The sequence below is a fragment of the Corynebacterium sp. AOP40-4SA-5 genome (assembly GCF_052377355.1).
Taxonomy (GTDB): domain Bacteria; phylum Actinomycetota; class Actinomycetes; order Mycobacteriales; family Mycobacteriaceae; genus Corynebacterium.
On record NZ_JBQSWS010000009.1, the window covers coordinates 98,745 to 122,163 of the forward strand.

A 23,419-nucleotide genomic window follows, 5' to 3' on the forward strand; every position below is an offset into this window, starting at 1 on the left:
CCGGGGGTGGTGGGGCGGGGAGGTCGCCCGTCCTCAGGACGCTTCGACGATCACGGTGTACGGCCCGTCGTTCGTCGACGCCACGTCCATCATCGCGCCGAACCGGCCGGTCTCCACCCGCAGTCCGCGCCGGCGCAGCTCCTCGACGATCAGGTTGATCGCGGTCTCCGCGTCCGGCCCGGGCGCGGCCGCCGACCAGGACGGCCTGCGGCCCTTGGCGGTGCTCCCCATCAGCGTGAACTGGCTGACCACCAGGACCTCGGCGCCGTTGTCCTGCGCGCCGGCATCGCGCCGCACGGTACCGGACGCACCGGCGTCTTCTGCGTCTTCTGTTTGTCCGGCGGGGACGAGCAGCCGCAGCTCGGCGATCTTGCGCGCCACGGTGCGCCAGGCGTCCGGGCCGTCCTCGCGTCCGGCGCCGACGAGCGCGAGCAACGCGCCGCGCCCGGCGCCGTCGCGGTTGCCGTCGACCGCGCCGACGACCTCGCCGTCCACGGTGACGCTGGCGTCCTTCACCGTGCTGACGACCGCCTTCACCGCTGCACCTCGACCAACTCGGCGGGCAGCACCACGCCGTGTCGCACCAGGTCCACGACGAGCGGGGTCAGGGCCCCGGTGAACGCCTCCTCGTCGAGGTCGTTGACGGCGCAGTACAGTTCGGCGGTGTCGCGCAGGGTCAGCCCGTCCGGCGTGAGCCCGGCCAGCACGGCCGACAGCGGGGCGTCGATGTCATGGCTGAAACCGGGACCGTCGGTGCGGGTGACACGGACGACCTCGGGGACGAAACCCGGTTCGGTGAACCCGTCGTCGGCCTGGGCACCGCTGCGGGAGAGCTCCACGGATTCCCGGGCCAGGCCCGGACGCACCTGGTAGCGGGCGTCCAGGAGGTCGTCGCCGTCCTGTTCGGCCAGCCACCCCGCGCGCAGGAAGTACTCGGCGACCTCGTCGCCGAAGAAACCGAGGTCGGGGGAGTCCAGCGCCTCGAAGGTGACCTCGGAGGGCCCGTCGATACGCTGCAGGTGCACGTAGCCCATCCCGATCCGGGCGATGTCGTGCTCCTTGAGGTAGGACAACCAGTCGGCCACCCGCCTGCGCCCCTGCGGCGAGCGCAGGTCGAGGGAGGCGTCGGCGGTCCAGGTGCGCACGTAGACGGAGGGGGAGACCTCGTCGCGCTGGACGACCCAGGCGCGGACGCCCTCGGCGGGGATCCAGCCGGCGACGCGGCTGGCCGCGGACTCCGACAGGGAGGTGGCCCACGCGCCGAGCAGGTGCGCGGTGCCACCGGGGGAGAGGTGGGCCGCGGCCCCCTGCACCACGGTGCGGGTGGCGTCGTCCAGCCCGAGGCCGGAGTCACGGTAGATCTGGCCGTCCTGCGCCGGCCCGACGACGAACGGTGGGTTGGAGACGATCCGGTCGAATTCCTCGCCCTCGACCGGCTCGAACCAGCTGCCGCAACGCCAGTCGACCTCCCTGCCGGTGCTCGAGCGCAGCGACGCCCGGGCGAAACCGAGCGCACGGTCGTGGACGTCGGTGGCCACGGTGTGCCGCGCGTCCAGCATCAGCGCCAGCACACCGGAACCGGTGCCCAGGTCGAGCAGCCTGTCCACCGGCCCGGACGGGACCTGGTTGAACAGGGTCAACGGAGCCTGCCCGACGCCGGGGACGTGGTCGTCGCCGGGGGTGAACTCCTCCAGCGAGGCGTCCGGGTCGGACACCACGAGCACCTCGGCGCCGTGGGCACCGTGGACGTCGTGGGTGACGGGCCGCACGTCGACGTGCGCGCGCACAGTGGGCTGTGTGTCCTGAGCGTCTTGCGCCAACAGGGCCCCGGCGTCGATGAGGGCGTCGACGAGCGCGGCGCCCAGGACGTCCGCCAGCGCGGTGCGCGGCACCGGCTCGCGCAGGAAGAACGCGCGCGTGAGCAGGACGCCGCGGGCGTCGCAGACCTCACGCTGGTCGCGCTCGTTGAGGTGCCATACCGCGCCGCCGGGGTTGCCGGCCAGTGCCTCCGCGTAGCCTTCGCGTCCCAGGGCGGACAACAGCAGGGGCGTGCCGTAGTCCAGGGTGGTCAGGGCCAGGACGAGATCCCCGAGGGCCGGGGAGTGTGCGTCAACGGTCATGATCCTCTGTCTGTTCCTTATCTACTGTGTCTTCAGGTTCGGCGTCGATCACCGTGTACCCCGTCGCCGCCGGGCCCTCGAGTTCCTCACGGGCCGGGCCGTCCAGCTGTGGTCCGGCGGCCGCGGCACGGTACTGCCGGGCCAGCGCCGGCTTGTACACCTTCGGCTCGCCCTTCTCCCGGTCGTCGCTCTTCTCGTTGGCCAGCAGCACCGCCACCCACGGCAGCGGGAGCGAGATCACCGCGAACACCGCGGCGAGGGCGGGACTGTGCAACCACGCGTAGGCGCCGACCGCCGCACCCAGCAACGGGATACGCGACAGTTGCAGGCCCGCGTAGAGCCGACGGCGGTGACGCCAGTCGTCCAACGGGGACCGCCGGGCGTCGGTGATCACCGAGACGTCGTCCCCACGACGGCGACGGGCAGAGTGGTTGGACATGGGGACAACCGTAGTCCTGTCGTCGCGAACCACAACCAACGGTGCGGCCACCCGACCTGCCACGCGACCGGCACGGCTGGAAAACACGGCAGGGGCGGGGCATTATGGTGACGTGACTACTCCTGGAACGACAACGATTGAGCGGCCCGACGTCCGGACCGATGACCAGACCTCGGACGACACCCCGAAGTTCTTCCACTACGTGAAGAAGGACAAGATCGTCGACTCCGCGATCAACGGACGCATGGTCGTCGCACTCTGCGGCGAGACCTTTCCGGTGACCAAGCAGGCAAAGCCCGGCTCGCCGGTCTGCCCCGACTGCGAGAGCATCTACCAGGGACTCCGCAAGAAGTGAGTGGGGCCACCGCATACGGCACGCTCCGTGCCTGGCAGCAGGCCGCACTCCGACGTTACATCGACACCGCCCCGCAGGACTTCCTCGCCGTCGCGACCCCGGGCGCGGGCAAGACCACGTTCGCGCTGACGGTCGCGCGGATGCTGCTCGACGCGCGCACGGTGCAGCGCGTGGTGATCGTGGTGCCCACCGAGCACCTCAAGACGCAGTGGTCCCAGGCCGCGGCGCGCCAGGGCATCTCCATCGACGCCGAGTTCACCAACTCCTCGGCGGTCAACAACGCCCACGACGGGGTGGCGGTGACCTACGCCCAGGTCGGCATGAAGCCCACCAAGCACTACCAGGTCGCCACCGCGCGCAAGACCCTGGTCATCCTCGACGAGATCCACCACGCCGGTGACGCGAAGAGCTGGGGCGACGGCGTGCGGTTCGCCTACGAGCAGGCCGAACGCCGGCTGGCGCTGACCGGTACGCCCTTCCGCTCCGATGACTCGGTGATCCCCTTCGTGGAGTACAAGGACGTCGACGGGTCGTTGGTCTCCCAGTCCGACTACACCTACGGCTACTCCGACGCGCTGGCCGACGGCGTGGTGCGTCCGGTGGTCTTCCTGGCCTACTCCGGGCAGGCCCGGTGGCGAGACAGCGCCGGTGAGGAGTACGAGGCTCGCCTGGGCACCCCGTTGAACGCGGAGCAGACCGCGCGCGCCTGGAAGACGGCCCTGGACCCGAAGGGCGAGTGGATCCCCGCGGTGCTCAGCTCAGCGCACACCCGCCTGATGCAGCTGCGCGAGTCGATCCCGGACGCCGGCGGCCTGGTCATCGCCACCGACACCACCACCGCGCGCGCCTATGCCGCGATGCTGGAGAAGCTCACCGGCACGAAGGTCACCGTGGTGCTCTCCGACGAGCAGGGCTCCAGTGACCGGATCAAGGAGTTCTCCGACTCCACCGACCTGTGGATGGTCGCGGTGCGCATGGTCTCCGAGGGCGTGGACGTGCCACGCCTGGCGGTGGGCGTGTACGCCACCTCGGCGTCCACCCCGCTGTTCTTCGCCCAGGCGATCGGACGTTTCGTGCGTTCGCGGCGCCCCGGCGAGTCCGCCAGCGTGTTCCTGCCGAGCGTGCCGGTGCTGCTCGACCTGGCGTCCAACATGGAACGCCAGCGCAACCACGTGCTCGGCAAGCCCGACCGGCCCAACGAGGGCTGGGACGACGAGCTGCTCGCCCAGGCCAACAAGGAGGAGTCCGAGCCGGACGAGCTCGGCGGCTACGAGACCCTCGGTGCCGAGGCGGAGCTGGAGAGCCTCATCTTCGACGGCTCCACCTACGGCACCGCCACGATGACCGGCTCCGCAGAGGAGCAGGAGTACCTCGGCCTGCCCGGCCTGCTGGACGCCGAGCAGATGAGGACGCTGCTGCGTGCCCGGCAGTCCTCCCAGCTGGACAACCGGGACAAGGCGGCCAGGCAGGCGGCCGAGACGGCCGCCGCCGGCAAGGACTCCGGCAAGGACTCCGCCGGGGAGTCGGGGGAGGCCGAGACGAAGAAGGTCGCCAGCGAGGAGCTGCCGGGCCTGAGGAAGAAGCTCAACGCCCTCGTCGGCGCGAAGTCGCAGCGTACCGGGCGTCCGCACGGTGCGATCCACAACGAGGTGCGCCGTAACTGCGGCGGCCCGCCGACGGCGCTGTGCACCGCCGAGCAGCTGCACGACCGGATCGCCTACCTGCGCGACTGGTGAGCGTGGGGACGCGAGGGGGCGTCCGATAGGCTGGACCGCATGGCGAAGAATACGGGAGCAGCACGACCGACCGGACGAGACGGGGCGGGGGAGCAGCCCCGGGTACAGGGGAGGCTCGGCCTGGTGGCGATCGTGCTGGCGGTGCTCGCGCTGCCGGCCGCGCTGTTCCCGTGGCTCGGGCTGATCATCAGCGTGGTCGTCCTGGCCATCGCCCTGGTCGCGCTGATCGTGGCGGTACGTTCCCCGCGTCTGGGGCGCGGCTACCCGATGGCGGCGGTGGTCGTGGCGATCGTGGCGGTGGCCCTGTCCGGCGTGGTGACCAACAGCACGGCGCAGACGTTGCAGGACTGCTCGTCGAACGACGCCGACGAGGTGCGCGCCTGCATGGAGAACAGGGGCGAGGACTAGAGACCCCGACGGGACAGACACCGACGGGACAGACACCGAACCCCTCCGGCCGCGTGAACGGCGGGAGGGGTTCTGTGGTGTCGGGGCCGGTCCGGACCGAGCCGCGGCCGGACTAGTCGAGGTAGTCGCGCAGCACCTGGGAGCGCGACGGGTGGCGCAGCTTCGACATCGTCTTCGACTCGATCTGACGGATGCGCTCACGGGTGACCCCGTAGACCTGCCCGATCTCGTCGAGGGTGCGCGGCATGCCGTCGGTGAGCCCGAAGCGCAGCTTGACCACGCCGGCCTCGCGCTCGGAGAGCGTGTGCAGCACGTCCTGCAGCTGGTCCTGCAGCAGGGTGAAACTGACCGCGTCGACGGCGATGACGGCCTCGGAGTCCTCGATGAAGTCGCCGAGCTGGCTGTCGCCCTCGTCGCCGATGGTCTGGTCCAGGGAGATCGGCTCGCGGGCGTACTGCTGGATCTCCAGCACCTTGTCCACGGTGATGTCCATCTCGCGGGCCAGCTCGTCCGGGGTGGGCTCGCGGCCGAGGTCCTGCAGCAGCTCGCGCTGGATGCGGCCGAGCTTGTTGATGACCTCCACCATGTGCACCGGGATGCGGATGGTGCGGGCCTGGTCGGCCATCGCACGGGTGATGGCCTGACGGATCCACCAGGTGGCGTACGTGGAGAACTTGTAGCCCTTGGTGTAGTCGAACTTCTCCACCGCGCGGATCAGGCCGAGGTTGCCCTCCTGGATGAGGTCCAGGAACGCCATGCCACGTCCGGTGTAGCGCTTGGCCAGGGAGACCACGAGTCGCAGGTTGGCCTCGAGCAGGTGGTTCTTGGCCTTGCGGCCGTCGCGCTCGATCTCGCGGAAGTCGCGGCGCTGCATCGGCGACACCTTCTCGCCGCTCGCCTTGAGCTCGTCCATCTTGTGGTGGGCGTACAGGCCGGCCTCGATGCGCTTGGCCAGGGAGACCTCCTGCTCGGCGTTGAGCAGCGCGACCTTGCCGATCTGCTTGAGGTAGGCGCGCACGGAGTCGGCGGAGGCGGTGAGCTCGGCGTCCTTGCGGGCCTGGCGCAGTGCGGCGGACTCGTCCTCGTCCCAGACGAAGCTGCCGGCCTCGGGCTTGTCGTCCTCCTCGTCGTCGTCACCGTCGGTGACCGCGCCGGCGGGGGTGACGACCGCGGGGGAGGCGGCGTCCTCGTCGCCGTCCGAGGCCTCTTCGACGTCGTCGACGTCATCGACATCGTCAACGTCGTCAACGTCGTCAACGTCGTCCTCGTCGATCTCGATGTCGCCGGGGAGGCCGTCGATGTCCTCGTCGTCGGAGTCCTCGGTGACGCCGTCGGTGGCGGTCTTGTCGAGGGTCGCGTCCCCGGCCGCCGGGTCGGCGTCCTTGGTGGCGGACGCACCCTTGGCGCCGGACGCGGGGGCGGCCGTCTTGGTCGCCGCCTTGCGCGTGGACTTGCGGGTCGTCTTCTTCGCGGCCGTCTTCTTCGCCGCGGTCTTCTTGGCGGTCTTGGTGGCCGCCTTCTTCGCGGCGGTCTTCTTCGGCGCATCTTCGGCGGACGTGGCCTGCGGGGACGCTGCGTTGACGCCGGCGGTGGACGCCGCGGGGGAGGCGTCAGCGGCAGGGCTCGCGGCCGGTGCCGGCTGTGCCGCCGGAGTCACCGGCGACGCTGCTTTGCGGGTGGCCGTACGGACGGCCTTCTTCGCGGTGGTCTTCTTGGCCACCCTTCGACCGGCCGACGATGCCGGGGTTCCGGGAGCGTCGGTGCCCTCGGTGTCGCTACCGGAGGTGGAACTGGTGTGGGCCGCCACGAAAGACCTTTCTTGCGGGGTCAGGGGACTTGCAGTGCGTGGTCCTTTGTCAGGAGCACAATCGACCCCCCATTATAACCCAGTTGGGCTGAATTTCAGCGTTCAGGGCCGCATTCCGTGGGTCACGGCCAACGCGGCCCCGACGATCCCGGCCCGGTTGAGCAGGGTGGCGGGCACCACGTCCACGTCCACGGTGAGTTCAGGAACCCACTTGTGGTGCTTCTTGGAGATACCGCCGCCGACGATGATCCGCGACGGGTTGAGGATGCGCACGTACTCGTGGAGCACCCGGTCGACCCGGCGGGCCCACTCCTTGTAGCTGAGCTTCTCGTTGTCGCGCACCGCCGACGACGCCCACTTCTCGGCGTCCATGGCCGGGAAGTTCAGGTGGCCGAGCTCGGAGTTGGGGAACAGGGTGCCGTTGTAGATCAACGCCGAACCGATGCCGGTGCCGAAGGTCAGGAACAGGACGGTCCCGTCCTCACCATCCGCCGAGCTGCCGTAGGCGGTCTCGGCGATGCCGGCGGCGTCGGCGTCGTTGAGGACGCTGACCGCGCGCGGCGAGCCGTCGACCGTCAGCCGGCCGCCGAAGAGCTCCTGGCAGTCCGTGCCGATCCACGCGGGGTCGATGTTCGCGGCCGTCCGGGCGACCTGGCCGCGCACCACGGCGGGCACGGTCACGCCGACGGGCCCCGTCCAGCCGGCCTCGTCGAGCAGGTCGGCGACCGTGTCCGCCACGGCCTCCGGGGTGGCGGGCCGGGGAGTGTCGATGCGGATGCGGTCGCCGATGAACTCTCCGGTGCCCAGGTCCACCAGTGCGCCCTTGATGCCACTGCCCCCGATGTCGACCCCGAATGCGGTCGACTCCTGCCCATTGCTGGCTGTGTCTGTCATGGGTACCCATGCTACCGCAGCCGCGGACACCGGACAGTGCGCCGAACCGACGCCGTGGGTGCACCGCCAGCCCCGCGGGCCTGCTGGCAGGATGGGGCCCATGGGTGAACAGATCAGACTGGACCGGACCACCACGGACGTCCCCCCGCCCTCGGCGGGCCGCGCACTTGCAGGACGCACGCCGGACGAGCTGCGTCGGGTCGCGGTGACGGTGGCGTCCGAGGCGGCGCTGCACGTGGCCGAGGCGCGGACACGCAGTGCCGGGGGCGACGGGCGCATCCGGGTCGAGGCGACGAAGTCCTCCGAGGTCGACCCGGTGACGGCCATCGACCGGTCGAGTGAACGGCTGATCCGCCGGCGCCTCGGCGAGCTCGCACCGTACGACGCCGTGCTGGGGGAGGAGGACGGTGGCGTGCTGGCGCAGGACCGTGTGACGTGGGTCGTGGACCCTGTCGACGGCACGGTCAACCTCGTCTACGGCATCCCCGCCAGTGCGGTCAGCATGGCGGCGTGTGTCGACGGGGTCCCGGTCGCCGGCGCCGTCGCCGACATCGCCCGTAAGCGGGTGTACTCGGCGTGCACCGGCGGCGACCTGGTCATCGACGAGGCGGACACGGCAGGCACGGCAGACCGCGAGCGGTCGGCGTTACCGGAACTGTCGTCGCTGTCGTCGGCGCTGGTCGGCACGGGGTTCTCCTACCTCGCCTCGCGCCGTCGCGCCCAGGCCGGGTTGCTCGGCGACCTGCTGCCGGAGATCCGGGACATCCGGCGCATCGGTTCGGCCGCCCTGGACCTGTGTGCGGTGGCGGACGGTGCGTTGGACGCCTACTACGAGCACGGGCTGGGGCCCTGGGACCATGCCGCCGGGAGCCTCATCGCCGCGCGTGCGGGGGCGGTGGTGCACATGCCCCCGCTGGAGCGGGGGTACGACGAGGGGGTGGGTGTTCTTGCCGCGGTCCCCGGAATCGTCGACGACCTCGCTGAACGCGTCCTGGCGACCATCTTCCCGGCGCCCGTGGACGTTCCCTGACGGGGGCACGGACGGCCGTACGGCCCCCTTTTCCGGGGGCACGGTAGGCGTTCTCGGGTGGTGCTCCACCGGTCGTGCCGATAGGCAACGTGACAATGGTTCCCCGCTGCTTTACTATGCGCGTCAAACGTCGGGAATATCCGTCGCCGACACGTCGTTGCCGGCAGGGTAAACCCCGGTCGTTGGGTGAGGCTGAGCCGGTGACTCGACGGGCACCGCAACCTCGCCGACACGTGAGACCACACCTGCACGACTGCACACCAGCAACAGCCAAGAAACAGCACAGCCTTATCCACCGCCGCAACCGGTGACGGTCGGATAACGGACGACCCTAGGAGCATCATCATGGCGACTGACTACGATTCCCCCCGCACCCGCTCGGAGGACGAGATCGAGACCGACTCCCTCGAGGGGCTGAAGGCCGCGGAGAAGGCGGAGCCCGCCGTCGACGACAACGACGACGGCGACATCGTCGAGCCGATCGACGTGCCGATGGCGGACCTGTCCGGCGAGGAGCTCAGCGGGTCGGTGGTGCCCCGTCAGGACGACGAGTTCACCTGTTCGGTCTGCTTCCTCGTGCAGCACCGCACCCGGATCGCCGAGGACGACGGCAAGGGCAACCTCGTCTGCATCGACTGCGAGTGACCGGGGAGTGACCGGGCGGGGGTCGCCCGGTCAGGCGCGGGGGGTGCCGAGGGCGTCGAGCAGCTGCTCGGGCTCGTTGGTGGAGACCAGCCAGTAGGGGGTGGGGTCGTCCGGGTCGTCGAGGACCAGCATCGCCATGGAGGGGATCCAGGGGCGGTGGTAGAGGAAGGCGGCGGGGTCGAGCTGCCGGCCCATCGCCGCACTGCGGGCACTGGGCGGCACCGGGAGGCTGCGGCTGACCACCGACATCGGCAGCGACGCCTCCCCGGCGTGCAGCCAGGTCTCGCCGCTCTCGTCGCGCTCCACGACGAGCTCATTGCTGGACAGGTGCAGGAGCGCCCACACGACCGCCGCGAGGACGACCGCGCCGACCACGACGCCCCAGTACCACTCGCGGCCCATCTGCCCCTGGAACCCGACCAGGGTGGTCACCCCGAGGCCGATGAGCCACCAGGACATCGGGACGCGCTGACGCTCGCGGTAGAGGACGTCCGCACGGACCCTGCCTGCCTCGCCGGCATCGCCGGCCTGACCGGCACGGCTCTCTCCGGGTTCCTGTGGCACGTCATCTCCTGTCGGCTCGGGCTCGCTCACGATCCCTTAGTCTATCCTGCGGGCCGTTAGGTCAGTAACCGGACCGCGCCGGTAGACTTCACGGGCATGACCGACAGTCACGACGCACCGTTGCGCATCGCGCGACTCGACCCCGACCTCCCCCTCCCGAGCCGCGCCCACCCCAGTGACGCGGGCCTGGACCTGTCCAGCGCCGAGGACCTCACACTTGCCCCGGGTGAGCGGGCGCTGGTGGGCACCGGCGTGGCCCTCGCCCTGCCGGTGGGCACCGTGGGACTGGTGCACCCGCGTAGCGGACTGGCCTGGAAGCAGGGGGTTTCCATCGTCAACGCCCCCGGGACCATCGACGCGGACTACCGTGGCGAGGTGAAGGTCTGTCTGATCAACCTGGACCGGGACACCTCGGTCGTCATCCACCGCGGAGACCGCATCGCGCAGCTGCTCGTCCAGGAGGTGTCGCTGTGCGACGTCGAGGAGGTCGCCGACGTCGACGCCCTCGGTGAGACCGCCCGCGGCGCCGGGGGCCACGGTTCCACCGGGGCCTGACCCGTTTTCCCACGTCCTGAGCTGTACACCCGTTACGTCGAGATTTGAGGAGAGTCCGAGCCATGTGGCCGTTCAACAAGAAGAGTGACGAAGATTCCACCGCTACCGCCGCGACGGACGCGCAGGTGCCGACGGCGCCGACGCAGGACGCGCCGGATGCTGCGGGCGCTGTGCCGGACGCGCAGGACGCACCGGACGCCGCGCCGGCGGGCGGCGACCCCGCCGTCGCCGGCCCCAGTGCGTCCTACGACCCGGTCAACGGCGACTTCGGCCCGTTCGACGGCGACAGCGTGGACTACACCACCTTCGACTACTCCGACTTCGCCAAGAGCGGGCTGGACCTCGGCTCTGTGCGCGTGCCGGTGCCGCACGACGGGGAGGTGCAGGTGGAGATGGGGCCCAAGGGGCCGCAGATGATCCACATCCTCACCCCGTTCGGACGGCTCACCCCCGTCGCCCTCGCCGCCCCGCGCACCGGCCGGCAGTGGGAGGAGAACATCTCCGAGGTCACTGCGGGCATGAACGGCGACGGCCTGCAGGTCGAGTGGGGCCGGAACCTGTGGGGCACCGAGATCATCGGGACGATGAAGGCCGGCACCATGCGGGTGATCGGTGTGGACGGTCCGCGGTGGATGCTGCGGATGACGTTGGCCGGCCCGGCGGACAAGGCAGACCAACTCGCGGAACTCGCCTACGAGGTGATCTCCCGGACGTTCGTCTACCGCGGCACCGAGCCGCACCCGGTCGGCCAGGCGCTGCCGGTGACGATCCCCGCGGCGATGGCCGCCGAACTGCGCAAGGTTGTCGAACAGCGTCAGAAGGACGCCGCCGACGGGGACACACAGTGACGCACGACGACGGCCGCACCCCGGCCGAAGAAGACACGGTCGACACCGAGCACACGGTGGAGACCGAGGACGCCACACCCACCGTCCTCGAGCAGCTCGGCGGACTGTCGGGGCTCGTCGCCTCGGTGCTGCCGGTGCTGGTGCTCGTGCCGGTGAACTCCCGGTGGGGTCTGACCGCCGCCCTGATCGCCGCCGTCGCGGTGTCGGTGGTGGTGTTCCTGTGGCGCCTGGCGCGCAAGGAGACCCTGATGCCGGCGGTCTCCGGTCTGATGGGCGTGGGCATCTGCGCGGTGATCGCCTGGTGGCTCGGCGACGCCAAGGGCTACTTCGCCTACGGCATCTGGTACTCGCTGGTCGCCGGGATCGTCTTCCTGGGCTCGGTCGTCGTGCGCTGGCCGCTGGTCGCGGTGATCTGGAACGGTGTCAACGGTTCCGGGCACCGCTGGCGCAGCAACCGCACGGCGGTGCGCGTGTACAGCATCGCCACGCTGGCCTGGTCGGTGGTGTTCTTCGGACGTTTCGTCGTGCAGCAGTGGCTCTACGTCCAGGATGACGCGGTCGGCGCCCTCGGCGTGGCGCGCATCATCATGGGGCTGCCGCTGACCGCGGTGGTCGTGCTGGTCACGGTGTGGGCCGTGAAGAAGGCCGACGCCTCGGAGCGTGCGGCATGAGCGGGGGCATGCAGACGGTCGACGTCCTCGGCCCGGCACACGGCGGGACGTCCGTCGCCCGGGTCGACGGCCGCGCGGTGTTCGTGCGCGGTGCGTTGCCGGGCGAGCAGGGCGTCCCGGTGGCCCTCGACGAGGCGAAGGACAAGGCACGTTTCCTCACGGGTGAGGTCGTCGACGCCGACGCGATCGCCGTGCCCTCGCCGCACCGGGTCGCCCCGGTGTGTGCCGCCGCGGCCGCCGGCGCGGGCTGCTGCGACCTCGACTTCGTCGACGCGCAGGGCTCGGTGGAGTTCAAGCGGCAGGTGGTCGTCGAGCAGTTCCAGCGCATCGGCGGGATCGAGTTGGGCCCGCAGGTGCTGGAGTCCCGGTCGCTCACGCCGTTCACCGGCTACCGCACCCGCGTGCGCCTCGGCGTCGACGCGTCCGGCCAGGTCGGGCTGCGTCGCCGGGGCAGCAACGGGGTCGTCGCCCTGGGGGCGGACGGTTCCGGTGTCTGTGCCCAGTGGGCCCCGGGCCTGGCCGAGGGCTTGGCTGAGGAACTCGCCGCCCACGAGCTGACCCCGGGCGCGGAGGTCTGCGTCGCGCTCGGTGACGACGGGGTGCGCGGGATCGTCGAGGTCCCGCCGCGGCCGCCGCGTGCACACACACGCCGTCGGCGTCGCGGCGCCAAGCGTCCTGCCGCCGCACCCCGTAGTGTCCTGGCCGGTGACGGGAACGTGACGCGCACCATCGGTGACCGCGCCTGCCCGGTGCCGGTGGAGTCGTTCTGGCAGGCGCACGCCGGTGCGTCCGCCCACTACGCCGCCTGGGTCGCACGCAACACCGCGCAGGACGCCACGGTCGGCTGGGACCTCTACGGCGGTGCCGGCGTCCTGGCCGCGGCGATGCTGTCGGCAGCGCCCGGGATCGCGGTGGACTGCGTGGACATCGCCTCGCCGGCGACCGGCGCAGGACGCACCGGCCTCGCAGGGCGGGACGTCTCCTTCGTCACCGCCGACGTGGGCTCGGCCATCGGGACGCTGCGCGCACCGTCGGTCGTGGTCCTCGACCCGCCGCGCACCGGAGCCGGACGCGAGGTCGTCGAGGCGATCGCCGCCAGGGAACCCGCCGTGGTGCTGCACATCGGCTGCGACCCCGCGACCGCCGCGCGCGACGCGGCGTCCTTCCTCGCCCACGGCTACGAGCCGGAGGCGGTGGAGGTGGTCGACGCGTTCGGGCTCACCCACCACGTCGAGGTCCTCGTGAGGTACGTCAGAACCCCCGGTCACGGGAATTGTTGAGGTCCGATGATGTGAACCCGGGCACTGCCCGTAAGATGGTCGCAGTGCCTGTGACTCAGGCAGCAAGTGTGAAGCGTAGGTAGTCGTTCGTCCGACGACTGGGACGGAGAAGTGAGAACGGGTATGTCGATTCTCGAAAAGATATCGTCACCGGCGGACCTCCGGACGCTGACGCCTGGCCAGCTGGAGACCCTCGCCGGGGAGATCCGGGAGTTCCTCATCGCCAAGGTCTCGGCCACCGGCGGGCACCTGGGGCCCAACCTCGGGGTCGTGGAGCTCACGATCGCCCTGCACCGGGTCTTCGACTCGCCGTCGGACCCGATCATCTTCGACACCGGACACCAGTCCTACGTGCACAAGATCCTCACCGGGCGGCGCAACCTGTTCGACACCCTCCGGCAGCGTGACGGGCTGTCCGGCTACCCCGACCGGGCCGAGAGCCCGCACGACTGGACCGAGTCCTCGCACGCCTCGGCGTCGCTGTCCTACGCGGACGGGCTGGCGAAGGCCTTCGAGCTCACCGGCCAGTCCGACCGCCGGGTGGCCGCGGTCATCGGCGACGGTGCACTCACCGGTGGCATGGCCTGGGAGGCCTTGAACAACATTGCCGAGGGCAAGGACAGGCCCTTGACCGTCATCGTGAACGACAACGGCCGGTCCTACTCGCCGACGATCGGCGGGCTCGCCCACAGCCTCGCCGGCATGCGCATGCAGCCGGCCTACGACAAGGTCATGGAGCAGGGCAAGAACTCCCTCGGCCGCCTCGGTGCCGTCGGCGACCACGCCTTCAAGCTGCTGCACAGCTTCAAGGAGGGCGTGAAGCACGCCGTCATCCCGCAGGAGCTGTTCAGCAACCTCGGGCTGAAGTACGTCGGCCCCGTCGACGGCCACGACGTGCGCTCGGTCGAGGCCGCCCTGACCTACGCCCGCGACTACGGCGGACCGATCATCGTGCACATCGTCACCAAGAAGGGCAACGGCTACGGCCCCGCGGAGAACGACGAGGCCGACCAGATGCACTCCACCGGCGTCATCGACCCGCTCACCGGACGCGCCGTGCAGGTCAGCGCCCGCGGCTGGACGGACGTCTTCGCCGACGAGCTCATCGAGATCGGCAGGCGCCGCGAGGACGTCGTCGCCATCACCGCCGCGATGGCCGGGCCCACCGGTCTGGCCCGCTTCGGCGAGGTCTTCCCGGAGCGCACCTTCGACGTGGGCATCGCCGAGCAGCACGCCGTGACCTCCGCCGCCGGGCTGGCCCTCGGCGGGTTGCACCCGGTCGTCGCGGTGTACTCCACCTTCCTCAACCGGGCCTTCGACCAGATGCTGATGGACGTCGGCCTGCTGCACATGCCCGTGACCTTCGTCCTCGACCGGGCCGGGATCACCGGGTCGGACGGGGCGAGCCACAACGGGATGTGGGACCTCTCCATCGCCGGCATCGTCCCGGGGATCCACGTCGCCGCCCCGCGCGACGGTGCACGCCTGGTCGAGGCGCTCGACCGCTGTGTCGGGATCTCCGACGGGCCCTCGGTGGTCAGGTTCTCCAAGGGAGCAGTCCCGAAGGACGTCGACGCGGTGTACTCCACCGCCGACTACGACGTGCTCGCCGAGACCTCCGGGGGTGCTGATGATGCTGGGTCTGACGGGTCGGCCGGGTCTGACGGTGGCGTGTTCGGCGGTGGAAAGTCACTGCGCGTCCTCATCGTCAACTACGGTCCCTTGACCGCCCAGGCGTTCGCCGCGGCGGAGGCACTCTCGGCCGACGGACACGCGGCGGCGGTCATCGACCCGCTGTGGGTCACCCCGGTCGCGGACTCCGTCGTCGAACTGGCTCGCGACAACGACCTGGTCATCACCGTCGAGGACAACGGCGTGCACGGCGGTGCGGGCCAGATGCTCGCCCGCGCTGCCTCGGAGGCCTCGGTGCCCACCCCGGTGCGCTACCTGGGCGTCGACCAGCGCTACCTCGCCCACGGTTCGCGTGGTGAGGTCCTCGCCGAGGTCGGCCTGGACGTCGATTCGGTGGTGGAGCAGGTGCGCGACTGGGCGTCCCAGGAGGCCCACCGCCGCGCCGAGGCCGGCGACCTGAGCTAGCGACTTGCGCTAGCTCTTCGCCCCGCCCCCTTCCCGCGCTCTTCCCTCGCCCTTTCCACGGTGGAGCGATCACCCCTCCAGGCAGGCTTTCGGCCTGAAATGCTGCCTGGAGGGGTGATGTGTCTACACGCTGGAGTGGAGGGGGTCGGCGGTGCGACGCTGAGGTCCCCCACTGTGCGCAGTCGTCCGCCCCGGTCCGCCCCCGTCGAGCGATCACCCCTCCAGGTAGGATTTCGACCCGAAATGCTACCTGGAGGGGCGACTATTTGCCCCTGTGCGAGGGGCAGAGGGCAGGGGATAGGGGGCAGGTCGGGAGTCGGGTGCCGGGGGGGGGGGGGAAGCCGGCTCAGGTGACTTGCCCCGCGAGCACGGGCAGGAAGGCGTCGACCAGGAGGTCACGCTGCCAGGCACGGCATTCCCTCGACTCGAGAGCGCGGCCCAGCGCGTCCTCCAGTGCACCCACCGGGTCGGCGACCGCAACGTCCACCGTTGCGCCGACCGGGTCGGCATCCAGAACGGTGTCCAGGTCAATAACCTGATCGTCACCGGGCTCGTCGAGGTGTTCCGAGGCCGCATCGGCCAGCAAACCGTCAGCGACGGCGCGCGAGGTCTCCCAGGCCACCGAGCGCAGTGAGCGCACGGTCAGCAGGTCTTCGGTCCTGATGCCGGTGGACTCCGAGACGTCCGACAGTGCCTCGCGGAACTCGCCGAGCAGGTGGAAGGCGATCGGGTGGTCGCGCTCCCACGTGCGGTGGTCGGGGAATCCGCCGGAGGTGCTCAAGCGTCCGGGCAGGGAGGAGGCGTCGGCCTCGGCGGCCTGGCGCAGCGCCTCGGACATTGCCCTGGTCAGCGTCGACTTCACCTCGCGGCCGACTGACCCGCGCGAGGAGCGCACAAGGCGCGAGCCGCCGGCGATCTCGCGGTCGATCTGGCGTCCTGAGCTTCCTGCGCGTCCGCCGCGTCCGGTGCCCTGGGCCAGTTCCAGGATGGAGGAGCCGCGCAGCACGTGCTCGGGCGGGACGTCACTCTCACGGGCGATGGCGGTGCGGGCGTAGATGAGCCGGCGGGCGGTCTCGAGCTCGCGGGGGTCGCGCACGTGCCCGAGGCCGCGTAGCTTGCGCCAGTCGGGTTCGGGCACCGGGTGCGTCCACGCCGCACGTACGTGGGCGCACTCCTGGCGGTACCAGTCGGTGCGGCCCAGGTCGTCGAGCCGGGAGAGGGCGACGTCGCGCAGCTCGATGAGCATCTCCACGTCCAGCGCGGCGTAGGTGAGCATGGGCCCGGGGATCGGCCGGGCGGACCAGTCCTCCCGGCCCTTGTCCTTGGCCACGGTGACCCCGAGGAACTCCTCGAGCATCCCGGCCAGGCCGATCTGCCCGTAGCCGAGGAGGCGTCCGGCGATCTGGGTGTCGTGCAGTTCCGGGGTGTGCCAGCCCAGGGAGGTCAGGGCGGGCAGGTCGCTGTGCGCGGCGTGCAGGATCCAGGGGGAGGAGTCCATCAGCGGGGCCAGCACGGCGCCGGCCTGCGGAACGGTCGCCGGGTCGACGAGGTGGGTGCCGGAGCCTTGGCGTCGCAGTTGCACCAGGAAGGCACGGTCGTCGAAGCGGAAGCCGGAGGCCCGTTCAGTGTCCACGGCGATGGGCCCGTGCCCTGCGGCCAGCGATTCGGTCGCCTCCCGCACGGTCTCGATCGTGTCGGACAGGGCGGGGACGCCGTCGCGGGGCGAGGTGAGGTGTTCTGCCACGGGGGCCACCTTACCTACCCTTCAGGGCGGTCACCCCTTCGGGCGGCAGGCCCGCCACGTTGGCGAGCACCTTGGAGAACGCGGTGACGTGGTCGGACAGGTCGGTGCCCGACGCCGTCCACGAGGCGCGCATCTCGACCTGGAAGGCGTGGGCCGGTCCGCCGATGTCACCGAACCTGCTGGACGCGGTGGCGGTGACGGTGCCGCCGAGGTCGCTGAAGGTGCTGCCGTGGAGCCCCTCGGTCAGCCAGTCCCAGGCGACCTCGGGCAGCAGCGGGTCCTCGGCGACCGAGGCGTCGAGGTCGGCCTGGATGTAGGCGACCAGCTTCATCATGCCCGGGCCCTCGGAGCCCTTGGGGTCGTGGAGCAGGATCAACCTGCCGAAGGCGTCACCGTCGGAGTCTGTGGGGACGGCGGCTTCCCCACCGTCGTCCCCACCGTCCCCGGGGAGCGACCCCGGTTGTATTCGGTCGACCTCCAGTCCGATGGCGTGGCTGTAGGGGGCGAGTTTCCGCGGCGGGCGGATGTCGGTCACCGTGATCCCGGTGCGCACCGTGGCGGCGTGCATGGAGGTGACCGCGTCCCGGAACGGCGCGGGGACGGTCGCCGCGGTGTCGGCGCCCAAGGCCTGACCCGCTGTACCTGTCATCTCTGAATCAACGCTCACACCGGCCAACATAACGGGCGGGCGGGGGTGTGTGGCGCAGGCGCGCCGTCGTTGCCGTAGTTCGCGCGGGAACTGGCATAATCGTGGACATGGTTGACCTGAACTCGTCCCCGGTCGGCGTCGCCGATCTCCGTCCGACTGAAGAGGCGGTCGCCACGGCGCGTGCCGCCCGCCGTGCCTCGCAGGACGCGCCGCTGCTGGCGGCGGTGCGCGGGGAGACGCCGTCGCGGCGTCCTGCGTGGATGATGCGTCAGGCGGGACGCTCCCTGCCGGAGTACCGCGAGCTGCGCCGCGAGGTCGGCATGCTCGACTCGTGTTTCCGTCCCGACCTGCTCGCCGAGATCACGATGCAACCGGTGCGCCGCCACGACGCGGACGCGGCGATCCTGTTCTCCGACATCGTGGTGCCGCTGAAGGCCGCCGGGGTGGCCGTGGACATCGTCGCCGGTCGCGGCCCGGTGCTGGAGTCGCCGGTGCGCTCGGCTGAGGCTGTCCAGGCCCTGCCGGTGGTGGAGGCCGCACAGCTCGAGGCGGTCGTCGAGGGCATCGGCGGGATCCTCGAGGAGCTGCGCGACGACCAGGTGCTCATCGGCTTCGCCGGCGCCCCGTTCACCCTGGCGTCCTACCTCATCGAGGGTGGCCCGTCGAAGAACCACGGCGTGACCAAGGCGATGATGTACTCGCAGCCGCAGCTGTGGCACGCGCTGATGGAGAAGCTGACCCCCACGGTCGTGCGGTTCCTGCAGGTGCAGATCGAGGCCGGGGCGGACGCGGTGCAGCTGTTCGACTCGTGGGCGGGCTTCCTCAGCCTGCGCGACTACCGCGAGTTCGTCGCACCCTACACCGAGCGCATCATCGCCGCGGTGCGTCCCTACGGTGTGCCGGTGACCCACTTCGGCGTGAACACCGGTGAGCTGCTCGGCGAGATGGCGGCCGTGGGCCCGGACATGATCGGCGTGGACTGGAAGACGCCGATGGACGTCGCCGCGCGCCGCGTGGCCGCCGACCTCGCCGCCGCGCACGATGCGGGCGATCCGCGGGTGCCGGCGGGCCGGACGGTGCGTGCGGTGCAGGGCAACCTGGACCCGGCGATCCTGCTGGCCGGACCGGACGTCATCGCCGAGCAGGTCGCCCGCGTCATCGCCGAGGGTGACCGTGCGGTCGCCGAGGGCAACGCCCTGGGACACGTCTTCAACCTCGGTCACGGCGTACTGCCGGAGACCGACCCGGATGCGATCACCCGGGCTTTCGCGGAGGTGCATGAACTGTGAGTGACGGACAGCGAGACGGTATCGGAGAGGCCGCGGGTGCCGGGGCAGGCCCGAGCGTGGCGGTCATCGGCGGGGGAGTGACGGGCATGTTCGCCGCCTGGGAGCTGCGCCGCCGGCTCGGCCCGGGCGCGCGGATCCTGGTGCTGGAGGCCTACGGGCGTCTCGGCGGGAAACTGAAGACGGTGGACTTCGCCGCCGGGCCGGTGGACATGGGGGCCGAGGCGTTCCTGACCCGGCACACCGGCATGGCCCAGCTGGTCGCTGACCTTGGGCTGGAGTCCGAGCTGCGCACGCCCTCGGGTGCACGCAGCGCCTTCCTCGTCGACGGTGAGCTGGTCGACATCCCGTCCGCCACGGTGATGGGCGTTCCCGCCCGCGGCGCGGACGTGGCCGACGTGCTCACCGCGCAGGGCCAGGCCGCGGTGGACGCGGAGCTGGACGGCCCGGCGTTGCCGTGGATCGTCGGCGACGACGTCAACGTGGGCGAACTGGTGCGGCGGCGTTTCTGCGACGAGGTCGTCGACCGGCTGGTCTCCCCGATGCTGGGCGGGGTGTACTCCTGCTCCGCCGACGACCTGGGCCTGCGCGCGACCGTGCCGCAGATCGCCGAGGCGATGGACGACCTCGCAGGACGCGGCGACGACGTGTACCTGTCGACGGCGGTGGCGCAGGTCCTCGAGGACCGCGCGGCCGCGTCTGCGTCCTCGAAGGACGGTTCCGCCGGGCCGGCGTTCAACACCATGGCTTCCGGCTACCGCACGCTGATCAACCGCCTGGCGGAGGCGTCCGGCGCGGACATCCGGGTGAATACGCAGGTCGAGGAGATCGGACGCTACAACGGGCGGATCTACCTCGAACCCGTCGGCACCGTGGACGCCGTCGTCGTGGCGACGCCCGCACCCACGGCGTCCGTCCTGCTCAAGGACATCGCACCGGACGCCGCGGACATCCTCGGCGGGGTGAAGCTCGCCAGCTCCGCGGTGGTGGGTATGAGCTACAGCGGGACTGAGGGTGATCCCGGCATCCCGCAGCGCTCCGGGATCCTCATCGGTGCGGACGGCCCGACCCACGCCAAGGCCTTCACCTTCTCCTCACGCAAGTGGCCGCACCTGGGCGAGCGCGACGGCGGCCGTGGTGGTTTCGTGCGCGCCAGCTTCGGCACCTACCAGGACTCCAGCCTGCTCGAGGTGGACGACGAGACCCTGGTCGAGTACGCCATCGCCGACCTGGAGAAGGTCGCCGGGGTCACCGCCAGGCCCGCCGAGACCTTCGTCCAGCGCTGGTGGGGCGGGCTGCCGGTCTACGGCGTCGGCCACACCGAACTCATGGGTATCGCAGAGTCGGCCGTCTCCGAGATCCCGCGGGTTGCGGTGGCCGGCGCGAGCCTGCACGGCGTGGGCGTACCCGCCTGCGCCGAGACCGGCCGTGCCGCGGCACGCAAGATCGCCGCGGAGTTGTGACGCCCGGCTCCCCTGTCAAGGGGTGGGAGCGTCCCGCGGGCGGCTAGAATCAGGGATGACGAACGACAACTTTCACAGGACAGGTGGTTGACAGCATGGCCAAGCTCGACTTCAGGGAGCTCAACGAGAAGCTGCAGTACACGATGTGGTCCGTGTTCACGGTCCGCAACGGTGAGCTGCCCGAGGGGGAGGAGGCCCGCGCCGCGGTCGCCGAGGACTTCGCGTCCTTCCTGGCGTCCTACGACGACGAGGAGCTCACCGTCCGCGGCGTGTACGACCTCACCGGCCAGCGTGCCGAGGCCGACATCATGATCTGGTGGCACGCCGAGAAGTTCGAGGACCTGCAGCGTGCCTACCGTCGCTTCCTGAAGGAGACGACCCTGGGCCGTGCCTGCGACGGCTACTGGTCGAACTCCGCGCTGCACCGTCCGGCGGAGTTCAACAAGTCCCACCTGCCGTCCTTCATCATGGGCGAGGACCCGGCCGAATGGATCGCCGTGTACCCGTTCGTGCGCTCCTTCGAGTGGTACCTGCTTCCCGACCAGGAGCGTCGCACGATCCTCGCCGAGCACGGCATGGCCGCCCGCGGGTTCGACGAGGTCCGCGCGAACACCGTGCCCGCCTTCGCCCTCGGCGACTACGAGTGGATCCTCGCCTTCGAGAGCCCCACCCTGGACCGCATCGTGGACCTGATGTACAAGATGCGCTACACCGAGGCCCGTCGCCACGTCCGCGAGGAGGTGCCGTTCTTCACCGGCCGCCGCGTGAACGCTGATGCGGAGGACCTCGCCGGCTTCATCGCCGAGCTGCCCTGACACCTCACCGCAGACAGTAACCCCGTAGGACGCTCGGAGCGTCCTACGGGGTTACTGTCTGTGATGCGCCGCGGCGCGGCGTCAGGCCTCGCGCAGCTGCAGTGCGATGCCGTTGATGCAGTAACGCAGGTCGGTGGGGGTGTCGTAGCCCTCGCCGGCGAAGACGTGGCCCAGGTGTCCGCCGCAGGTGGCGCACACGACCTCGGTACGTCGGGTACCGAGGGAATCGTCCACGCGGGTCTCCACCGCGTCGGAGTCCGCCGGGTCGAAGAACGACGGCCAACCGCAGTGCGAGTGGAACTTCTCCGTGGAGCGGAACAGCTCGCTGCCGCACCCACGGCACACGTAGACGCCCTGCTCCTCGGAGTCGGTGTACTCACTGGTGTACGGCCGCTCCGTGGCGGAGTTGCGCAGCACCTGGAACTCGTCCGGGGAGAGACGCTGCTTCCACTGCTCGTCGCTCAGCGCGGAGAAGTCCTCGAGGGGACGGACGTCGGGGTTGTTCTCGGTCATGGTGGCTACCTCTGTTCCTGCTCTACGTGCTCGTTCTTCTCTGATGCCTCTTCCGGTGCACCGTGGTGCTGGCGCCGCCAGTCGGTGACGAGCCAGACGACCACGGACGTCGCGGCGGCCAGGATGATCAGCCCCCAGCCGACGGTGCCGCGGGTGTACTCGACGATACGCCCGGGCCACTCCCACCGGTCGGAGTTCCAGGAGTCACCCGACATGCACCAGTAGATACCGACCCAGATGACCGGGTTGTGCATCACCGAGAACCGGCAGAACACGGTGAAGATCATCGGGATCAGCATCATCGAGTAGTACATCTGGCCCAGCGAGCTGACAAGGAACACCCCGGTCATCAGGATGCCGGCCGTCGTCGCCGACCACATCAGCGGGTCGGAGTTGCGCCAGCGCAGCAGACCCAGCACCGCGACAGCCACACCCATGGCGAACAGTGCGCGCATCAGCAGCACGAACCAGTCGGACATGCCGAAGTACACGCCCACCCCCGAGACCGAGGAGTTGGCGTAGTCCCGGACCTCGCCGAGGTAGGGCATGAGCTTGTCCAGGTAGTCCCCGGGCCGTGCCATCAGGGGCCAGGCGGCGAGGTTGAACGCCACCGGCACCGCGAGTCCGGTGACCACGGCCCACCACTGCCGACGCACGAACGGCAGGAAGAGCAGGACGGCGAACTGCGGCTTCACGGTGATCGCCAGGCCCACGGCGATGCCCGCCAGGACGGTGGCCCACGTGCTGCGCGTCCCCGTCCCGGCGCCGCAGCGCCAGGAGACGTCGCCGGCGCCGACCAGGATCCACCACAGGAAGACGACCTCGACGAAGAGCAGCACACCGTTGATGTTGGAGAACAGCAGGGTGTTGGTGATCGACTCGGTGGAGAACACCAGGAAGGCCGCCACGGGCAGAACCGGGCCGGTCAGCGACCGGCGGGCCAGTTTCGTCAGGATCGCCAGGGCCACGAGGACCGCGACGCCGTTGGCGAAGATGAACAGGATCCGGCCGGAATCCCAGGTCGGCAGGTAGGCCAGCGGGCTGAGCAGCAGCGTGCCGCCGGGGGAGTAGAGGTAGTGCGGGTCGACGAAGGTGTAGTTCTCGTCGTACACCGGGACGCCGTCGATGAACCGGTGCAGCGCGTTCCACACGGTGGTGAAGTCGTCGGTGGGGTGGCTGTTCTGCGGGCTGAGGAACACCCGGTGGATCATCGTGAATATGGCCAACGGCCAGGCCGCCATGGTGAGCACACCGGCCGGGGTGCGCAGGGAGTCCCGGAGGGCGTCCATACGGGAAGTCGTCCCGCCGGATGTGGCAGCGGCGCCGGTGTCGCCGGGGTCTCCGGAGCCACCGGGGCGTGCGCTGCCGGAGGAGGAGCCGGCCGGGGTCATCTTTGCAGTCACGGTCCCTGACTCTACTGGCTTCACGCCGCGACCCCGGGGACCGCCACGGTCGCGCCCGGGACAGACACCCCCGGGCGCATCGGCGTTGCCGGCCTGC

Annotated in this window: 23 protein-coding genes; 13 read left to right on the forward strand and 10 right to left on the reverse strand. The window is 70.6% G+C overall.

Translation table 11 applies throughout. The features are described from left to right. Window positions 1-33: 33 nt before the first annotated feature. Genes ACT3S3_RS07545 through ACT3S3_RS07555 form a run of 3 tightly spaced genes read right to left on the reverse strand, consistent with a single transcriptional unit; the run spans window position 34 to window position 2,559 of the window. Entirely contained in the window at window positions 34-537 is a 504-nt protein-coding gene (locus ACT3S3_RS07545) for a D-aminoacyl-tRNA deacylase (protein WP_301443505.1), read from the reverse strand. Beyond that, window positions 534-2,120: a DUF7782 domain-containing protein gene (locus ACT3S3_RS07550; protein WP_441579509.1), complete on the reverse strand. Its 1,587-nt coding sequence runs from the start codon at window positions 2,118-2,120 to the stop codon at window positions 534-536. The genes ACT3S3_RS07545 and ACT3S3_RS07550 overlap by 4 nt, the downstream gene beginning before the upstream one ends. Further along, window positions 2,110-2,559, reverse strand: a complete 450-nt coding sequence (locus ACT3S3_RS07555) for a DUF3099 domain-containing protein (RefSeq protein WP_301443507.1) — start codon at window positions 2,557-2,559, stop codon at window positions 2,110-2,112. Before ACT3S3_RS07555 ends, ACT3S3_RS07550 begins: the two co-directional genes overlap by 11 nt. Before the next feature lie 112 nt (window positions 2,560-2,671). On the opposite strand from ACT3S3_RS07555, the gene ACT3S3_RS07560 reads away from it, so the two are divergent. From ACT3S3_RS07560 to ACT3S3_RS07570, 3 genes are read left to right on the forward strand one after another with little or no spacing between them, the layout of a single operon-like run. Next, window positions 2,672-2,914 carry a DUF3039 domain-containing protein gene (locus ACT3S3_RS07560; RefSeq protein WP_301443508.1) on the forward strand — a complete coding sequence of 81 codons (243 nt, stop codon included), beginning with the start codon at window positions 2,672-2,674 and terminating at the stop codon, window positions 2,912-2,914. Further along, window positions 2,911-4,650: a DEAD/DEAH box helicase gene (locus tag ACT3S3_RS07565; RefSeq protein ID WP_441579507.1), complete on the forward strand. Its 1,740-nt coding sequence runs from the start codon at window positions 2,911-2,913 to the stop codon at window positions 4,648-4,650. The genes ACT3S3_RS07560 and ACT3S3_RS07565 overlap by 4 nt, the downstream gene beginning before the upstream one ends. A 39-nt stretch (window positions 4,651-4,689) precedes the next feature. Next, complete coding sequence (locus ACT3S3_RS07570) at window positions 4,690-5,058, forward strand: hypothetical protein (RefSeq protein WP_301443510.1); 369 nt, start codon at window positions 4,690-4,692, stop codon at window positions 5,056-5,058. Between the two features lie 112 nt (window positions 5,059-5,170). Here the strand turns inward: ACT3S3_RS07570 and ACT3S3_RS07575 are convergent, their stop codons facing one another. Together ACT3S3_RS07575 and ppgK are read right to left on the reverse strand one after the other, a co-directional pair. After that, window positions 5,171-6,865 carry an RNA polymerase sigma factor gene (locus ACT3S3_RS07575; protein ID WP_444626557.1) on the reverse strand — a complete coding sequence of 565 codons (1,695 nt, stop codon included), beginning with the start codon at window positions 6,863-6,865 and terminating at the stop codon, window positions 5,171-5,173. A 102-nt stretch (window positions 6,866-6,967) separates the two neighbouring features. After that, window positions 6,968-7,759 (reverse strand): polyphosphate--glucose phosphotransferase, encoded by a 792-nt coding sequence (gene ppgK / locus ACT3S3_RS07580; RefSeq protein WP_301443954.1) that lies wholly within the window; start codon window positions 7,757-7,759, stop codon window positions 6,968-6,970. 91 nt (window positions 7,760-7,850) lie between these two features. On the opposite strand from ppgK, the gene ACT3S3_RS07585 reads away from it, so the two are divergent. Both ACT3S3_RS07585 and ACT3S3_RS07590 read left to right on the forward strand, forming a co-directional pair. Next, entirely contained in the window at window positions 7,851-8,789 is a 939-nt protein-coding gene (locus ACT3S3_RS07585; RefSeq protein ID WP_444626565.1) for an inositol monophosphatase family protein, read from the forward strand. Between the two features lie 345 nt (window positions 8,790-9,134). Continuing rightward, complete coding sequence (locus tag ACT3S3_RS07590) at window positions 9,135-9,434, forward strand: DUF4193 domain-containing protein (RefSeq protein ID WP_301443956.1); 300 nt, start codon at window positions 9,135-9,137, stop codon at window positions 9,432-9,434. 30 nt (window positions 9,435-9,464) lie between these two features. Here ACT3S3_RS07590 and ACT3S3_RS07595 read toward each other — a convergent pair whose 3' ends face one another. After that, the gene (locus tag ACT3S3_RS07595) at window positions 9,465-10,028 is read right to left on the reverse strand and encodes a DUF3093 domain-containing protein (RefSeq protein ID WP_441579477.1); all 564 of its coding nucleotides are present in this window, start codon (window positions 10,026-10,028) and stop codon (window positions 9,465-9,467) included. Window positions 10,029-10,094: 66 nt separating this feature from the next. Here ACT3S3_RS07595 and dut point away from each other — a divergent pair, with 66 nt between their 5' ends. The 5 genes from dut to dxs all read left to right on the forward strand — a co-directional run bounded on the left by dut (window position 10,095) and on the right by dxs (window position 15,449). Then, entirely contained in the window at window positions 10,095-10,553 is a 459-nt protein-coding gene (gene dut / locus ACT3S3_RS07600) for a dUTP diphosphatase (protein ID WP_441579476.1), read from the forward strand. A gap of 62 nt (window positions 10,554-10,615) precedes the next feature. Then, window positions 10,616-11,401 (forward strand): DUF3710 domain-containing protein, encoded by a 786-nt coding sequence (locus tag ACT3S3_RS07605; RefSeq protein ID WP_301444154.1) that lies wholly within the window; start codon window positions 10,616-10,618, stop codon window positions 11,399-11,401. After that, window positions 11,398-12,072 (forward strand): DUF3159 domain-containing protein, encoded by a 675-nt coding sequence (locus ACT3S3_RS07610; protein ID WP_367620331.1) that lies wholly within the window; start codon window positions 11,398-11,400, stop codon window positions 12,070-12,072. The genes ACT3S3_RS07605 and ACT3S3_RS07610 overlap by 4 nt, the downstream gene beginning before the upstream one ends. Beyond that, a complete protein-coding gene (locus tag ACT3S3_RS07615; RefSeq protein WP_444626558.1) occupies window positions 12,069-13,352 on the forward strand; it encodes a class I SAM-dependent RNA methyltransferase in 1,284 nt (427 codons plus the stop codon). Before ACT3S3_RS07610 ends, ACT3S3_RS07615 begins: the two co-directional genes overlap by 4 nt. Before the next feature lie 123 nt (window positions 13,353-13,475). After that, a complete protein-coding gene (gene dxs / locus ACT3S3_RS07620) occupies window positions 13,476-15,449 on the forward strand; it encodes a 1-deoxy-D-xylulose-5-phosphate synthase (RefSeq protein ID WP_301444199.1) in 1,974 nt (657 codons plus the stop codon). 346 nt (window positions 15,450-15,795) lie between these two features. On the opposite strand, the gene ACT3S3_RS07625 is transcribed toward dxs, so the two are convergent. Together ACT3S3_RS07625 and ACT3S3_RS07630 are read right to left on the reverse strand one after the other, a co-directional pair. Next, a complete protein-coding gene (locus ACT3S3_RS07625) occupies window positions 15,796-17,193 on the reverse strand; it encodes a ribonuclease D (protein ID WP_301443269.1) in 1,398 nt (465 codons plus the stop codon). Between the two features lie 10 nt (window positions 17,194-17,203). Further along, window positions 17,204-17,842, reverse strand: a complete 639-nt coding sequence (locus ACT3S3_RS07630; protein WP_301443273.1) for a DUF3000 domain-containing protein — start codon at window positions 17,840-17,842, stop codon at window positions 17,204-17,206. Between the two features lie 107 nt (window positions 17,843-17,949). Here ACT3S3_RS07630 and hemE point away from each other — a divergent pair, with 107 nt between their 5' ends. The 3 genes from hemE (at window position 17,950) to hemQ (ending at window position 21,406) form a co-directional block, all read left to right on the forward strand. Beyond that, window positions 17,950-19,131: a uroporphyrinogen decarboxylase gene (gene hemE, locus ACT3S3_RS07635; protein ID WP_301443270.1), complete on the forward strand. Its 1,182-nt coding sequence runs from the start codon at window positions 17,950-17,952 to the stop codon at window positions 19,129-19,131. After that, entirely contained in the window at window positions 19,128-20,591 is a 1,464-nt protein-coding gene (gene hemG / locus ACT3S3_RS07640; RefSeq protein ID WP_301443271.1) for a protoporphyrinogen oxidase, read from the forward strand. Before hemE ends, hemG begins: the two co-directional genes overlap by 4 nt. Before the next feature lie 95 nt (window positions 20,592-20,686). Beyond that, window positions 20,687-21,406, forward strand: a complete 720-nt coding sequence (gene hemQ / locus ACT3S3_RS07645; protein ID WP_301443274.1) for a hydrogen peroxide-dependent heme synthase — start codon at window positions 20,687-20,689, stop codon at window positions 21,404-21,406. Between the two features lie 81 nt (window positions 21,407-21,487). Here hemQ and msrB read toward each other — a convergent pair whose 3' ends face one another. Both msrB and ACT3S3_RS07655 read right to left on the reverse strand, forming a co-directional pair. Continuing rightward, a complete protein-coding gene (msrB, locus tag ACT3S3_RS07650) occupies window positions 21,488-21,919 on the reverse strand; it encodes a peptide-methionine (R)-S-oxide reductase MsrB (protein ID WP_301443272.1) in 432 nt (143 codons plus the stop codon). Between the two features lie 5 nt (window positions 21,920-21,924). After that, complete coding sequence (locus ACT3S3_RS07655) at window positions 21,925-23,322, reverse strand: glycosyltransferase family 87 protein (RefSeq protein ID WP_444626559.1); 1,398 nt, start codon at window positions 23,320-23,322, stop codon at window positions 21,925-21,927. Window positions 23,323-23,419: the final 97 nt, after the last annotated feature.